We start from the raw sequence: 13,723 nt of genomic DNA on the forward strand, positions 1-13,723 counted from the left end.
GCGAGGACGGCCCGACTGCCGTGTATTGGCATACATAAAGTCGGGCACCCGGAGACCAGGCGGGCGCTGAGGTTCCGCCACCCGCACCGCCACGCAAAACGAGGATGGAAAACCTCACTTCATCAGGTCGTCCGGGTTGGTCGCCAGCGAGGTGACCTGCAGCTGCTTCCCGGTGATCTCCACCGGTCCGTCGCCGACGATGTTCACGTTCTGCTCCTCTGACATGTCCGGCAGCGAGGACTGGAACCCGGTCAGCACGTACGAGTTCGGGTCACCCTTGTCACCCGGGACCACGAAGATGCCCGCGTACACCACGTCACCCGGCTTGAGCGTGAACTCCTTGGGCACGTCGGGAATCCGCACGTCCTCCACCGGCAGCTGCTCGATCGGCGAATTCGTCATGTCCACCCCGTGCAGGTTGGGCACACCGCCGTTGATCGTGCACACCTTGTCCGACCGATTCCCGTAGGTCACCAGGAAACTGCCGGGCCAACCCTCCACAGGGGACGCCGAAGCGATGAAATCGGCCTCCGAGCAGTTCGACGTACCGATGTCCCCGGTCAAAGCCGTGCCGGCATTGCCCGCGTCCGGCGCCGACGGCAGCGCCGAGGCAGCTCCGCAACCGGTGATCAGCAACGCTCCCCCGAGGACACCGGCGGCGGCCATGGCAATGCGGTGGTGCTTGAGCATCATGCTCCCCTTTTCCCCAGTCGTACCAGCGGTTCCCTCACCGCTTCCTCACTGGCAAAGACGCACCGCGGCCAACGGGGTTGCTCCCCCGGCCGAATTCTTCGGAAACCGCCCCTGCACGGGGCTCATGCACCGGGCTCGATCCGGGTACCCGGAGTGGACTGGTACGTCCGCGGCGAGGGGGCCGGCATGGGATCGAGTGGACGGGTGGTCGTCGGCGTGGACGGTTCTCCGACGTCGCTGGCGGTCGCCATGTGGGCTGTTGACGAGGCCGAGCTCCGCAACGCCGAGCAGGTGCGGTTCGTGGTGGTGATCGGCGACCGGCGCGCTGCCGACGAGGCGTGGCAAGCCGTCGGGGCTGTCGAGGACCGCTTCGCCAGCAACCGGTCGGACCTGGAGATCACCTCGGAGGTCGCGCACGGCGCCCCCGCTGACGTGCTGATCGAGCGCTCCGACGACGCGGAGCTGATCGTGGTCGGCTCGCGCGGGCGCAGCGCCCTGGCCGCGACGCTGCTGGGTTCGGTCAGCGCCAAGGTGGCTGCGCACGCGCGGTGCCCGGTCGTCGTGGTCCGGGAGCACCGCAGCAGCGGGCCGGTGGTGGTCGGCCTGGACAACTCCCCGCACAGCCAGGCCGCTCTGCGGTACGCGTTCGACTCCGCGGCCCGGTACGGGTGCGAGCTCGTGGCCGTGCAGGTGTGGGAGTTCCCGGAGTCCGCACCGGTCGTGCCGCCCATGGGGCACGAGCTGGCCGAACTGCGGGACGAAGCGCTGCGGGCCCTGTCCGAGCAGCTGGCGGGCTGGGCCGACTCCCACCCGAACGTGCCGGTTCGCAAGGTCGCGCCACGCGGACACCCGGTGGAGGAGCTGGCCGCTGCTGCGGGAGACGCCCGCCTGCTGGTCGTCGGGCACCGCGGTCGCGGCGGCTTCACCGGGCTCCTGCTGGGCTCAGTCGCGGCGGGCGTGCTGCACCACGCGCAGTGCCCGGTGGCCGTCGTCCGCAACGCGACGGGTTCGTGAACGGCTCACACGGCGCGCAGCACTGCAGCCGGGCACTGCGCCCGGTTGACGACCGCGTGGCTCACCGAACCCAGCAGCGCGCGGCGAACAGGTCCCCTGCCGTGGCTGCCGACCACCACCAACGCCGCGTCCTGCGCCTCCCGGAGCAGTGCATCCGCAGGCTTCTCCGGGCTCACCACGCGCCGCACCTTCACGTCGGGATAGTGCTCGCTCCACCCGGCCAGGCACGAAGCAAGCACTTCCATGGCTTCCTCCCGCACCTCGCCCCACGGCAGTTCCCAGTGCTCGATCCACGTGAACGGGTCCAGCGGCAGGTCGCTCCACGCGTGCACCGCGACCAGCTCCTCACCGTGGCGCGCGGCGAAGTCGTAGGCGAACGCGATGGCCTCCCGGCTGTGCGCCGACCCGTCGACGCCCACCACCACCGCCCCGGAGTTCGGTTCCTCGCGAACACCGCGGACCACCACCACGGGGGCTCCGGTGCGACGCGTCAGCAGCTCCGCCGATGTCGAGCCCAGCGCGCCCAGCTCCACCTCGATGCGCGGGCCGCCGAGCACCAGCAGCTCGGCGTCCTCCGCCAGCTCGGCCAGGTCCTCGGCGGGATCCCCGTACTTCATCTCGTCGCGCACCTCGAGCTCCGGGGCGATCTCCCGGCAGCCTTCCACCAGCGCACCCAGCTCCCGCCGCAGGACGTCCTGCAACGGCGGCCCCTCGCCCGGCACGACGATCCGAACGTGCTCGTCGCCCTCCACGACGACCCGCACGTGCTCCTCGAGCGGCCAGGTGAGCACGAGCGCCAGGAGCAGCGGCAGACGGCGGCTGGAGGCTTCCCGCGCCGCCCACCACACCGCCCGGCGGGACGATTCCGTCAGGTCGTACCCCACCACCACCGGCTTGCGGACCATCCCGACCGCCCCCTCCCCCGTACCGGATCTCGTCCAGCCTGCGGCATGCGCCGCACCCGGGATCAGGGCACTTCGTCACCAAGGACGTTCGAACGGTCGCCCTAGCTGTCGATGTCGAGTGCCGTGCCGTACAGCCGGTCCACCTTCAACCGGATGACCACCCGGCGCTCGGCAACGAGCTGCTCCAGGAACGCGTCTTCGTCCTCCGGCTTGGCGGCTGCCGGGATCATCTCGAGCAGTTCCCGCCCGACTGCGTCGCCGGGAGCGGTAGTGGGCTCGGAAACCTCGGCGTCACCTTCGGCGACGGCGAACGACCACACGTCGCCGCCCCGCACATGCAGCGCCACACGCGGGTCGCGCCGCAGATGCCCGACCTTGACCCGGTCCGCCGTCGTCGAGAACCGCGCGATGCGGGCCTCGGGATCCCAGCTGTACGCCATGGTGGTCAGATGGGGGTGGCCACTGCGCTTGACGGTGGCGAGCGTGCCGAACTGCTGCTCGCCGAGCAGGCCCGAGAGGGCTGCGTCGGACAGCTTGCGAGGCGTCGGTCCTTGAGTCATGCCGTGATCAACCTCGACGGCCGCCCAGCAATTCCCCGGCTGCAGAGCGAGGAGCCGCACGGAAAAACCAGTGGACCACCTCCGCTGCGCGCCGCTACAGTGCCGCCGGACCGAGTCGTCGAGCCGAGGACGTGCCGTTGTACATCGCGTGAGACCTCCCGAGAGCTGATTTGTCGCGCGTCGCGCAAGTGCGCCGCGCTTCTCCTTGCTGCGGATTTCTCACGGAAAAAGGTGTACTCCTGTGCTCACCAATTGGGTGGTGGCCCCCACCTGCCTGCCGCTCGTCCGCCGTCGTTGCCACGCGTGCGCGTTCGAGCGCTTCCGGGCGAACGGAAAGTTCCGCGTCAACGCGAACCAGAAGCTCCTCGATGCCTGGCTCCTGGTGCTCTGCACCGCTTGCGGGGACACGGCGAAGCTGACGGTCCTGGAGCGGGTGAACGTGCGCTCCGTACGACCTGAGCTGCTGGACCGGATGCACGACAACGATCCCGGTCTGGCCGCCGAGCTGCTCCAGGATCCGGTCGTGCAGCGCCGCAATCGCGTCGGCCTCGACTGGGACGGCGCCTGGCGCCTCGACACCAGCGGCGCGGATCAGCCGGAGGACGAGGCGATCGACGTCGCGGTCCGCTTCGCGGCGCGGATCCCCGTCCGGCCGGTGCGGCTGATCGCCGAAGGTTTCGGCTTCTCGCGAACCGAGGTCGAGAGGCTGATCGACGAGGGGAATCTCGTTTCGGCAACCCGCCTGAGCGGAAAGCGCTCCGGCGACTTCACCTTCCTGCTCAAGCGCTGACCCCTCCGCGGGCTGGGGTCCGTCCGACAGGGCGGGCCCCAGCCCGAACGCGCGGTCGGACCCCGCCGGTCATCTCTTGCGCCGGTGCTCGACCAACGTCTCCAGCCGGCGCCGGTACTCCTCCTCGTCGATCTCCCCACGAGCGAACCGCTCGGCCAGCACCTCCTCGGCGCGCGTGGAACCCGACTCGGACCGCGCAGTGCGCTGCAAATAACGCACCAACGCGACGATCGCAACGATCAGCAGCACCCAGAACAGCACCATGCCGATGATCGACATCAGCCCCCAGAGCGCCCAACCGCCTCCGTAATGCATCGCAACCTCTCCCCACACCCCGGCTGTCCCATCGCATTCTCCACCCGCACCACACCACCACCCCAGAGCAAATGGTCACCACCGAGCAACAACTGCGGCCTCCGCGGCAGAAGCGGGATCGACCGCTGCCCTTCTCAGGCTCCCGACGCTGACGATCCGCCTGTGCGGGCTGCGGCTCAAGCGCGTCGACCGTCGCAGGACGATCGGCTCCACAATGGACTTCGAGCGGCGAGAACGCACAAGACAAGCCCGTGATCGCGCTCCGAGCGGTGTCACGGGGGTTGAGCTGGGTTCCGATGCTAAAAAGACACGTCCTCCCCCACGTCCCCGAACGCCCCACCCCGACCGACCTGGAAGATGCTGGAATGACCGCACTCGCGCACCAGGAGCCGCAGAGCTCCGACCGCCTCACCGCCGACCTGATCGCGCTGCGCCGCGAGCTCCACCAGGTTCCCGAGATCGGCCTCGACCTGCCCCGGACGCAGGGTCTCGTCCTCGAAGCGCTCCGCGGGCTCGATCTCGAGATCTCCACCGGCACGAACGCAACCTCGGTCACCGCAGTGCTGCGCGGAGGCTCCGGCACATCCCAGCGCCCTTCCGTGCTGCTGCGCGGTGACATGGACGCGCTGCCGCTGTCCGAGCGGACGGGCCTGCCGTTCGCCTCCCGCAACGGCGCCATGCACGCGTGCGGGCACGACCTCCACGTGGCGGGCCTCGTCGGCGCGGCCAGGCTGCTGTCGGCCGCGCGAGCGCAGCTCGAAGGGGACGTGATCTTCATGTTCCAGCCCGGAGAGGAGGGTTTCGACGGCGCCCAGCTCATGATCGACGAGGGCGTCCTGGACGCCGCCGGTTCCCGGCCGTGCGGCGCGTACGGCCTCCACGTCACCTCCGACGCACCGGCCGGGCTGTTCACCAACCGCCCGGGCTCCTACATGGCCGCGTTCTGCCAGCTCGACGTCGTCGTCAACGGCCGCGGCGGCCACGGCTCCCGCCCGTTCCAGACCCGTGACCCGATCCAGGTCGGGGCCGAGATCATCGGAGCGGTCCAGACCTACATCACGCGCCGCTTCAACGTCTTCGACCCGGTCGTCCTCACCGTCGGCGAGTTCCACGGCGGCACGGCACCGAACGTGATCCCGGACAGCGCCGAGTTCAAGGCGGGCATCCGCTGCTTCAGCCCGGAGGTCGAGGACCGCCTGGAGCGCGAGCTGCCCGACCTCGTCAACGGCATCGCCGAAGCCCACGGTCTCAGCGCGACCGCGAAGTTCCAGCGCGTGCTCCCGGCCACGATCAACGACCCCCACCACGCCGAGTTCTGGGCATCGACGGCGAAGGACCTCTTCGGCGATAACCGCTTCGAAACCCTGCCCCACCCGAAGACGGGTTCCGAGGACTTCTCCCGAGTCCTCGACGAAATCCCGGGCTCCTACGGCCACCTCGGCGTCGGTCCAACGGACATCGCCCCCGAGGACTGGGCCCCGCTCCACTCATCACGAGCCGTCTTCGACGACACCGTCCTCCCGGACCACGCCCGCTTCCTCGCCACCCTCGCCGAACGACGCCTCGCAACCGAGGCAGCGGAACGGCCGATCTCCTAGCGTCGTGCTGCATCAGCGCTGGTCCAGGGCCGTGAGCACTTCTTGGTGCTATGGCGCCAGAAAGTGCTCACGGCACCCCAACCTCGACTGCCGCACCTGGCCCGTCGTTGGTCAGTCCTCCGGTCGGGTCGGGATCGGGGTTCCGTTGCGGAGTTCTGGTTCTCGGAGGCGGAAGATCTCTTCGAACTCGCGCATTCGGGCTGTTCGGTAGTCCGGGACTCCGTCGGGGTCGTAGTGGTAGAAGCCGGTGCCGTCCTGGAGGCCTCGGCGGTGGGCCGTCATGTTCTGCTCGATCACGTCCGGGTGCTGGAACCGGTCTCCGAGCTGCGACTTCAGGTAGCGGGACGCGTAGTAGAGGATGTCGCCGCCGCCCCAGTCGATGAACTCCAGGGGCCCGAGCACCGAGAAGCGCGGGCCGAGGCCCGCTCGGACCGCCAGGTCGATGTCCGCCGCGGTGGCCACGCCCTCCTCGACCATGCGGGCGGCCTCGTTCATCACCAGCGCCTGCAGGCGGGGCACGATGTAGCCCGCCGAGGCACCGCACACCACCGGGACCTTGCCGATGCGCTCGAGCAGCCCGGTCAGCGTCGCTACCGCGTCCGGGTCGGTGTCGTCGCTGCGGCTGACCTCGACCAGCGGCATCAGGTCGGCGGGGTTGAGCCAGTGGGCGTTGACCACGCGGCCCGGTCGGTCGACCAGCTCGGCGATCTCGGTGACCAGGAACGTCGAGGTGGTGGAGGCGATCACCGCGGACTCGCCGACCTGGGTGCAGACCCAGGCCAGCGCGTCGCGCTTGACCTCGATGACCTCCGGCACCGCCTCGAACACCACGGTCGCGTCGGCCAGCTTCGCCGACTCCCGGTCGCACACCGTCAGCCCCGCCAGCGCCGCGTCGTCGCCGAGCTTGGTGCGCAGCTGCTCCGCCAACCGCTCGCGGACGCGTTCGCCGTAGGCGCGGCGCTCGTCGTCGGTGCGTTCCTTGACGTCGGCCAGCACCACCGGCATGCCGACCGCCAGGCAGGCCAGCGCGATGCCCTCGCCCATCCGGCCGGCACCGACCACCGCGATCTCGTCGGTCACGACTTGAACCCCTCCTCCAGCAGCTGCGCCAGGTCGTCGCGGGACAGCTCCGCCAGCCCCAAGCCCTCCAGCGTGCGGCCCTCCGCGTAGAGGTCGCGGCCGGTGATCGCCGAGGCCATGCTCAGCAGGCCTTGCGCGACCGGGGTCGGCACCCCCGCCCACCGGCCGACCGACACCAGCAGGGACAGGCCCAGCCGGGTGTCCTCCAGCATGTAACGGTGGCTGAGCAGGTCGATCTTCTCCCGCCAGTCGCCGCTGTCGGTCAGCTTCTCGTGCGCGGCGCGGCCGTACATCCACTCCTCGCCGTCGACCGCGTAGTGGTCGGCCAGCGGGAAGTGCGGGGCGCCGTAGCCGAGCGCCTCGCGCAGCGCGATGCGCTCGGCGTCCAGCGCGTCGGTGACCCGGCGGATCGAGGGCTGGGTGCCTTCGTTGTGGATGTCCCAGGCGTCGAAGTGCTCCAGCGGACCGGCGTTCATCATGATCAGCGGCGGGTGGATGATCGGCCCGGCGTTCATCAGGGCTCCGCTGAGCCCGTCCTCCGAGGTCTCCACGCTCGGGTAGGCCTCGCGCAGCACGCCGAACGCCTCTTCGGCCAGCCGGCTCGGGAACACCCCGGTCGGCAGGCGGGTCGCGTACCCGCTGACCACCACTTCGGTGCTGCCGTGCTTGCGGGCCAGGTACGGCAGCGTGCCCGTTTCGGCGAAGGCGACGTCGGCGGAGTTGCCCGCGTCGACCATCGCCTTGCCGAACAGCACGGAACCGAGGGTTCCCGGCGGCAGGAAGACCACCTGGCCGTCGCTGAGCAGCGGAGCGAGCCGCTCGACCAGGTCCTCGTGGGTGGTGGAGGGCAGCGGGATGACGATCAGCGCGGCGCCGCGCACCGCCTCGGCGAGGTCGGTGACCGGCCGGATCGCGCCGTCCGCGTCGCCCACCGGCACCTGCCGGGTGCCGCGGTGGTCGCGGACGGTGATGGCGCCTGCCGCGCTGAGGGCCTGGTGCGCCGCTGCGTCGCGTCGCCACCACTGCACGTCGTGGCCGTTCTCGGCGAGTTCCGCTGCTGCGGCCCAGCAACCGTGCCCGCCTCCGAGGACTGCGATTCTCAACTCGTCGGACCCTTCTCGTGTCGGAATTCAGCTGGCTGCCACGACGTCGCGCTGCTCCGCGAGCAGCTTTTCACGCGAGAGGCTGCGCCGGAAGTGCTTGCACCCGCGCCACAGGAGCAGGACGGTCACCACCGATGCCAGGCCGTAGACGAGGGACAGCGACGAACCGACCATCTTCTCGTCCCCGAAGACCCGGTCGGTGACCAGCGCGACCAGGGCGGTGCCCAGCGCGAGGCCGATCAGGTTGGAGATCAGCAGGAACATCGCCGACACCTGGGCGCGCATCTGGTTGGGGCTGAGCACCTGCATGGCGGCGGTCGAGGCGGGCATCGGGAACGAGGCGAAGAACATCGCCACCGCCAGCAGCACCAGCGACGCCCACAGGTTCCCCACCTGCGTGAACGCGATGACCGGAACCGTCATGCCCACCGCGCCGATCACCCCGGCGCGCATCGCGGCGTCCGAGTGCCCGCGCTTGGACAGCAGGTCGACCAGGTAGCCGCCGAAGAGCACCCCGCTGCCGTTGGCCACCAGCACGACGACACCCAGCAGGTAGCCGGTCTCGGTCGGGCTCAGCCCGAAGGCGCGCATGTAGAACGCGGGGGTCCACGCCATCATCCCCAGCAGCACCAGGGCGTAGAGGGAGAATCCCAGGTAGTGCATCGCGAAGGTCTTGCGGTGGCTCCACAGGAACGCGAACACGTTGCGCAGCGCGACCTTCTGCACGCCGCCGTCGGCGTTGTGCTTGAGCCCCCTGCGCCCCGGGTCGCGCACGGTCAGGAACACCAGCAGCGCCAGCAGGAGCCCGGGCAGCCCGACGATCAGGAACGTCAGCTGCCAGGCCCGCACCTCGCCGACCAGCGGCAGCGCGACGGCGTCGACCGACTTGAGCAGGTTGATGACGTAACCGCCGATGATGAACGCGGCCGCACCGCCGATGAACGAGCCCAGCGAGTAGATGCCGTAGGCCCGTCCGAGCTTGCTCTTCGGGAACATGTCGCTGAACATCGAGTACGCCGCGGGGGACAGCGCGGCTTCGCCGACGCCCACTCCGATCCGCGCCAGGAACATGTGCACGAATCCCTTGCTGAGGCCGGAAAGCGCGGTGGCCAGGCTCCAGAAGGCGACACCGATCGAGATGATCAGCGGGCGGGAGCGCTTGTCGGCGAGGAGCGCGATCGGCAACCCCATGAACGAGTACAGCAGGGAGAACGCCAGCCCGTTGAGCAGGCTGAACTGGGTGTCGGTGAGGTCCAGGTCGCGCTTGATCGGCTCGATCATCAGCGACAGGATCTGCCGGTCGACGAAGGAGAAGACGTAGGCGATCATGCAGACCACCACCACGTACCACTGGTAGCGGTACGATTTTCGCGTCTCGGGCAACAATTCGTCGGTCATCGGCAATGCGCCCTCTGCAATCCAGTGGTCTCGTCAGGCCTGCCGAAATCGGCGAACACCCGAGCCGGCGAACGGCGGCGTGCCGGGTACGCTAATTTTCGGGTGACCCCGACAACAACTGGTGCTTCCCTGCCCGAGACGCAGGAACTCCCCCACTCGGCTAAGGAAATCCCCTACCCCGGCCGGCGGAGGAATCGGAGAGCGAATCGCTGGATGTGCAGAACAACCGAGCAACGCGAAGCCGCGGTTCAGGACGAGGACTGAACCGCGGCTTCGCTTCGGTGGGCTGCACCTGGATGAGCTGCCCGGTCCGGCGATCTGGTCGCCGGGCCGAGCAGCCGCTGCCACTGTGCTGACTCAGTGGCGGTCAGTGCGACCTCAGTCGTCGAATTCCCAAGCACCGGCGTTCAGCTCGGTGGAGCTGGTGTTGTCCTGGTCGACCCAGTTCACCGCGTTCTGCTCGCCCTTGCTGCCCACGCTCCACTGGTAGATCGGCGAAACGTTGGAGTTCGACTGCTCGGTGCTGGCGTCCTGGTCCTGCACCTGGCTCTGGCTCTCGCCGTGACACTTCTTGGAGTGGCAGGGCTTGCCGCCGTCCCCGTTGTGGCCGCCGTCGGCAAAAGCCATGGCAGGAGCACCGAACAGAAGCGGCAGGCCCAGGGCGGTGACGGCGATGACGCGCTTGGCAGAACGCATTCGAAAAACCCTTTCATAAATAATTTTTCGAGCAGCAGAATCCGCGCCGCAATGCAGCACGCATCGACCACGCGGACTCCTACCTGGGAATCGAGAAATCCCGCAGCAGCGGAACCAGGTCAAAACCTATCGCGCCCAGAACGACGCGCAAATCGGAAATGCCCGTTCTCACCTCATGTGGTGACCACCAATCCCTGAATATTCCAAAGGGCATTTCGCTGTGGTGACCGTCGGCCGGGTCAGTTCGCTCGCGGTCCGCAGTTGCAACCCTGCAGCCCGGTGCGACGCGTTCCGACGATCGGAGTGCGTTCGCCGTAGCGGTGGACGGGTTGATCACTATGAGTCAGCCGGGAAGCGGATGTGTCCGATCTGCGCGCGAACCACGCCAACGCGGCTGGTCGACCGGATCAGACCTGCACAGCTAGCGTCCCCCGCACAGGTAGGTCCAGGTCCTGTCCAGCGAGGTGGAGGTGCGGCAGTGGTCGAGGCCAAGCCGGTCAGGTCGAGAACTCGGCCCAACCTGGACACGGGTTGGAACGCCGCACCACGGGCGCAGGTGATATCAGCGTGTTCGGTTAGTTCGCGGGCCGGGATACTGTCGAACGCGCTTTAGCGGGGGGCTTCGCTGCGTTGCTGTGGGACTGCTGTCGCATGCAACGCTGCCCTCTCGTCATCGAGCAGGCGAGCCTCCGATGCCCCCAAAGCGGTGTAACGAGCGAACGCCTCTTCCCAATGCTCTTCAGCCTCCGAGATTCGGCCCCGACCGGCGGCGATGCGGCCTAGGCCGTGGTGAGCGCGGGCGCACTCGAAGCGGCTGCCGCACTCGTCGCTGAGCACCGCGGCCCTTTCGTGCGCCTGTTTGGCCTCAACTTGGTTGCCAACCTGGTGGTGTGCCTCGCCGAGGCAGTTGAACGCTATCGCCGAATCCAACGGCAACCCGAGATCACCGAACAGGTCCAACGCGCGCCCCAGCCTCGAGACGGCAGCACCGAAGCGCTCCAAATCGATCTCGATGCGAGCCATCCTGCGCAGGGTGATCGCAACGTTCCTCCTTGCCCCGGTCTGCTCGTAGCAGGCCAGCGCACGCTCGAGCTCCTGCAGGGCCGACTCGTTGTCACCGAGGTGGTGCAGGACTCCTGCACGGTTGGCGAGCGCATTGCTCACACCGTGGATGTCACCAACGGACTCGAAGAGCTTGCGCGCCTTCTCGTAGTGGTCGGCTGCAGCATCAAGCTGTCCTTGCTCCAGTAGCGCCAGTCCGAGGTTGTTCCGGGTTTGCGCCTCGGCGTAGTGGTGACCGTTACGTTGGGTGGCTTCAAGAGCCAGCTCATGCGTTTCTGTCCAGTCCTTCCACTGCTTGCTGAGGAAGTAGTAGCCGCGCAGCGTGTAGGCCAGCAGCCACAGGCGCGAATCCAGAACCGGATCCGCCACCCGGAATATCGCCGTCGTGTTGGGTCGTTCGGCATCCAGCCACGCCAGGGCCTTGTCGTGGTCATCGAACGCCGGCGAGGCACGCACCGCGCCCTCCAGCGGAATCCGGTAACGATGCGGTGTGATGACCCGGTCCGCCTTGTCAGCAGTGTGCAAGTAGTAGTCGAACAGCCGCTGCACGGCAGAGCGGCGATCGTTGTCGCTGTCATGCTGCTCCGCGATCTCCTCAGCGTACGACCGCAAGAGGTCGTGCACATCGAACCGACCGCTGCCCGGATCCTGAACGAGGTGCGCTCGGACCAAGGAATCAATCGCGCGCCCGGCTGCTCGGGGCGTGATGTCCAGCAATGCGGCCAACGCATAAGCGTCAAAGTCATGCCCCGGATACACGCCCAACGAACGAAAAGCCCTTGCAGCATCACCAGGAAGCTGCTCGTAGGACCAGGAGAACACCGTCCGCGCGGACGTCGACGGATCATCATCGCCCAAGACATCCAGCTGGATCTCCCGGTCCGTCAGATCCGCGGCGAGGTCAGCCAGCGACATCGAAGGCCGCAGACGCGCTGCTTGCCCCGCCACCCGCAAGGCCAACGGCAACCGTGCGCAAGACCTGATCACGGAATCAGCAGCGGCCGGCTCCTCATCAACACGCGCGCCGACCAGCGTGCGAAACAGCTCCAACGCCGCCGCGGCGGTCAACAGATCGACCCGGACGAGGGCAGCACCCTCGCCAACGATCAGACCCGACAACACACGACGACTCGTGACCAACGCGCAGCAAGACGACGAGCCCGGCAACAAGGGACGTACCTGGTTCTCAGCGCACGCGTTGTCCAGCACCACGAGAACGCGCCGCCCAGCAAGGAGGCTCCGATACAGCGCAGCGCGTTCAGTCAGCCCATCTGGGATCTCCTCCGCCGGTGTTCCCAGGGCACGCAGGAATCCGGCCAGCACCTCGCCAGGATCCAACGGACGATTCGGGCCATAGCCGCGCAAGTCGACGTACAGCTGGCCGTCCGGGAAGTCCGCACTCACCTGATGGGCCCAGTGCACCGCGAGCGCCGTCTTCCCGACACCCGCAGTTCCACACACCAACGTGATCCGCGGACCCGCCTGCGATGTACCTGACTGCCCGGAAAAACCAGCGCTCAACTCCTCCAACTGCTCGCTGCGCCCCACGAAACCACCCGGGGCAGGTGGCAGCTGCTGCGGAACCGGCAAGCTGGGAAACGTCTGAAAGTGCACGTCACCGACTATGGTGCCCGCCTGAACCACAGTGCCGACCGAACCCGACACCTCATTGCGTGCTCCCCCGGCGACGACTGAGCGGTCCGCCGTCCCATGCATGCGTCCCCCACCCCTCGAACATGATCATCCATGTCCATGACAACACACCGAGCCTGCCCTGGATACCGCTTAACGAAGAATCCAAACCTCGTCACAAACCAGTTGCGCCCAGCTAAAGGAACCTACTGGATGATCATTTAGGACCGCTGATCGCCCGGAGCAGTGAAAACCCTCGAATGTGACGAGGAGCTGCTCTATCCGAGTGAAGATCGCAGAAAACCTTAGCCGAGCCCGGGTGAACCGCAGACCATCACCCACGTGGCAACAACACCGAAGCCCGTGCCGTGCAGCGCAGTCGGGTCCTCGCCCGAGCCGCCGCAGGCCTGCGACACCAGCGCCCCGGTCAGCACTCCGGCGTTGCAGGTCAAGCAGGTTTCCTGCCCCGCCATTGCGCCGCCAACGTCTTTAGGTGTCGTTGATTCGGTCATCTAGAACCGGGAGATGGGCTAACTGATCGAGAGTCTGGATCAGTTGATCAGTTCACCCTGCGCCGAAATCGGCCCGCAGCTGAATGACCGCCACTGCACAGCACTCGGGCTGCTCTCCTCATTGCTGCCTGGATGAAATTCACCCCCTCGGCGCATTCCGTTTCCGAGAGCAGTTCCGCCGTGTGCCAAGACGAAACCTGCATTGGGATTTGCCGACATCATCAGCAACCCGTGATCACTGGGAGGGATAGTGGGAAGCGCTGAGGACTGCGAAGCGGAGCTGAAGCGGCTTCGCAGGAATCGCGGGCTGTGCCTGGCACGAGCGGGTGAGATCGGCGACGCTCTCCGCGCTGCATGCGGAGTGA

Annotated in this window: 13 protein-coding genes; 3 read left to right on the forward strand and 10 right to left on the reverse strand. The window is 67.8% G+C overall.

The window, feature by feature from the left end; all coding sequences use genetic code 11:
- Positions 1 to 114 precede the first annotated feature (114 nt).
- Complete coding sequence (locus OU415_RS06985) at positions 115 to 693, reverse strand: DUF4232 domain-containing protein (RefSeq protein WP_270947752.1); 579 nt, start codon at positions 691 to 693, stop codon at positions 115 to 117.
- Positions 694 to 879: 186 nt separating this feature from the next.
- Here OU415_RS06985 and OU415_RS06990 point away from each other — a divergent pair, with 186 nt between their 5' ends.
- On the forward strand, positions 880 to 1,707 hold the full coding sequence (locus tag OU415_RS06990; protein ID WP_270947753.1) for a universal stress protein: 828 nt from the start codon (positions 880 to 882) through the stop codon (positions 1,705 to 1,707).
- Between the two features lie 5 nt (positions 1,708 to 1,712).
- Here OU415_RS06990 and OU415_RS06995 read toward each other — a convergent pair whose 3' ends face one another.
- Together OU415_RS06995 and OU415_RS07000 are read right to left on the reverse strand one after the other, a co-directional pair.
- Positions 1,713 to 2,612, reverse strand: coding sequence for a universal stress protein (locus OU415_RS06995; RefSeq protein WP_270947754.1), 900 nt, complete (start codon positions 2,610 to 2,612; stop codon positions 1,713 to 1,715).
- Positions 2,613 to 2,713: 101 nt separating this feature from the next.
- Positions 2,714 to 3,172: a PPOX class F420-dependent oxidoreductase gene (locus OU415_RS07000; RefSeq protein WP_270947755.1), complete on the reverse strand. Its 459-nt coding sequence runs from the start codon at positions 3,170 to 3,172 to the stop codon at positions 2,714 to 2,716.
- Positions 3,173 to 3,413: 241 nt separating this feature from the next.
- Here OU415_RS07000 and OU415_RS07005 point away from each other — a divergent pair, with 241 nt between their 5' ends.
- Positions 3,414 to 3,962, forward strand: coding sequence for a DUF1062 domain-containing protein (locus OU415_RS07005; protein ID WP_270947756.1), 549 nt, complete (start codon positions 3,414 to 3,416; stop codon positions 3,960 to 3,962).
- Positions 3,963 to 4,031: 69 nt separating this feature from the next.
- Here the strand turns inward: OU415_RS07005 and OU415_RS07010 are convergent, their stop codons facing one another.
- Entirely contained in the window at positions 4,032 to 4,277 is a 246-nt protein-coding gene (locus tag OU415_RS07010) for an SHOCT domain-containing protein (protein ID WP_270947757.1), read from the reverse strand.
- 365 nt (positions 4,278 to 4,642) lie between these two features.
- Between OU415_RS07010 and OU415_RS07015 the strand changes: the two genes are divergently transcribed.
- A complete protein-coding gene (locus tag OU415_RS07015; protein WP_270947758.1) occupies positions 4,643 to 5,875 on the forward strand; it encodes a M20 metallopeptidase family protein in 1,233 nt (410 codons plus the stop codon).
- Positions 5,876 to 5,986: 111 nt separating this feature from the next.
- Here OU415_RS07015 and OU415_RS07020 read toward each other — a convergent pair whose 3' ends face one another.
- The 6 genes from OU415_RS07020 to OU415_RS07045 form a co-directional block, all read right to left on the reverse strand.
- Entirely contained in the window at positions 5,987 to 6,955 is a 969-nt protein-coding gene (locus tag OU415_RS07020) for a 3-hydroxyacyl-CoA dehydrogenase NAD-binding domain-containing protein (protein ID WP_270947759.1), read from the reverse strand.
- Positions 6,952 to 8,058, reverse strand: a complete 1,107-nt coding sequence (locus OU415_RS07025) for an NAD/NADP-dependent octopine/nopaline dehydrogenase family protein (protein WP_270947760.1) — start codon at positions 8,056 to 8,058, stop codon at positions 6,952 to 6,954. The genes OU415_RS07020 and OU415_RS07025 overlap by 4 nt, the downstream gene beginning before the upstream one ends.
- A gap of 27 nt (positions 8,059 to 8,085) precedes the next feature.
- The gene (locus tag OU415_RS07030; protein WP_270947761.1) at positions 8,086 to 9,456 is read right to left on the reverse strand and encodes a spinster family MFS transporter; all 1,371 of its coding nucleotides are present in this window, start codon (positions 9,454 to 9,456) and stop codon (positions 8,086 to 8,088) included.
- A 378-nt stretch (positions 9,457 to 9,834) separates the two neighbouring features.
- Positions 9,835 to 10,152, reverse strand: coding sequence for a hypothetical protein (locus tag OU415_RS07035; RefSeq protein WP_270947762.1), 318 nt, complete (start codon positions 10,150 to 10,152; stop codon positions 9,835 to 9,837).
- 609 nt (positions 10,153 to 10,761) lie between these two features.
- Positions 10,762 to 12,879, reverse strand: coding sequence for an ATP-binding protein (locus tag OU415_RS07040; RefSeq protein ID WP_270947763.1), 2,118 nt, complete (start codon positions 12,877 to 12,879; stop codon positions 10,762 to 10,764).
- Positions 12,880 to 13,151: 272 nt separating this feature from the next.
- Entirely contained in the window at positions 13,152 to 13,298 is a 147-nt protein-coding gene (locus OU415_RS07045; RefSeq protein ID WP_270947764.1) for a hypothetical protein, read from the reverse strand.
- Positions 13,299 to 13,723 lie beyond the last annotated feature (425 nt).

This window comes from Saccharopolyspora oryzae (genome assembly GCF_027853915.1).
Taxonomy (GTDB): domain Bacteria; phylum Actinomycetota; class Actinomycetes; order Mycobacteriales; family Pseudonocardiaceae; genus Saccharopolyspora; species Saccharopolyspora oryzae.

Bases quoted from the DNA above. Each gene is read 5' to 3' on its own strand.
- OU415_RS06990 (WP_270947753.1), top strand. From the start codon at position 880: ATGGGATCGAGTGGACGGGTGGTCGTCGGCGTGGACGGTTCTCCGACG.
- OU415_RS06985 (WP_270947752.1), bottom strand. From the start codon at position 693: ATGATGCTCAAGCACCACCGCATTGCCATGGCCGCCGCCGGTGTCCTC.
- OU415_RS07015 (WP_270947758.1), top strand. From the start codon at position 4,643: ATGACCGCACTCGCGCACCAGGAGCCGCAGAGCTCCGACCGCCTCACC.
- OU415_RS07000 (WP_270947755.1), bottom strand. From the start codon at position 3,172: ATGACTCAAGGACCGACGCCTCGCAAGCTGTCCGACGCAGCCCTCTCG.
- OU415_RS07035 (WP_270947762.1), bottom strand. From the start codon at position 10,152: ATGCGTTCTGCCAAGCGCGTCATCGCCGTCACCGCCCTGGGCCTGCCG.
- OU415_RS06995 (WP_270947754.1), bottom strand. From the start codon at position 2,612: ATGGTCCGCAAGCCGGTGGTGGTGGGGTACGACCTGACGGAATCGTCC.
- OU415_RS07030 (WP_270947761.1), bottom strand. From the start codon at position 9,456: ATGACCGACGAATTGTTGCCCGAGACGCGAAAATCGTACCGCTACCAG.
- OU415_RS07010 (WP_270947757.1), bottom strand. From the start codon at position 4,277: ATGCATTACGGAGGCGGTTGGGCGCTCTGGGGGCTGATGTCGATCATC.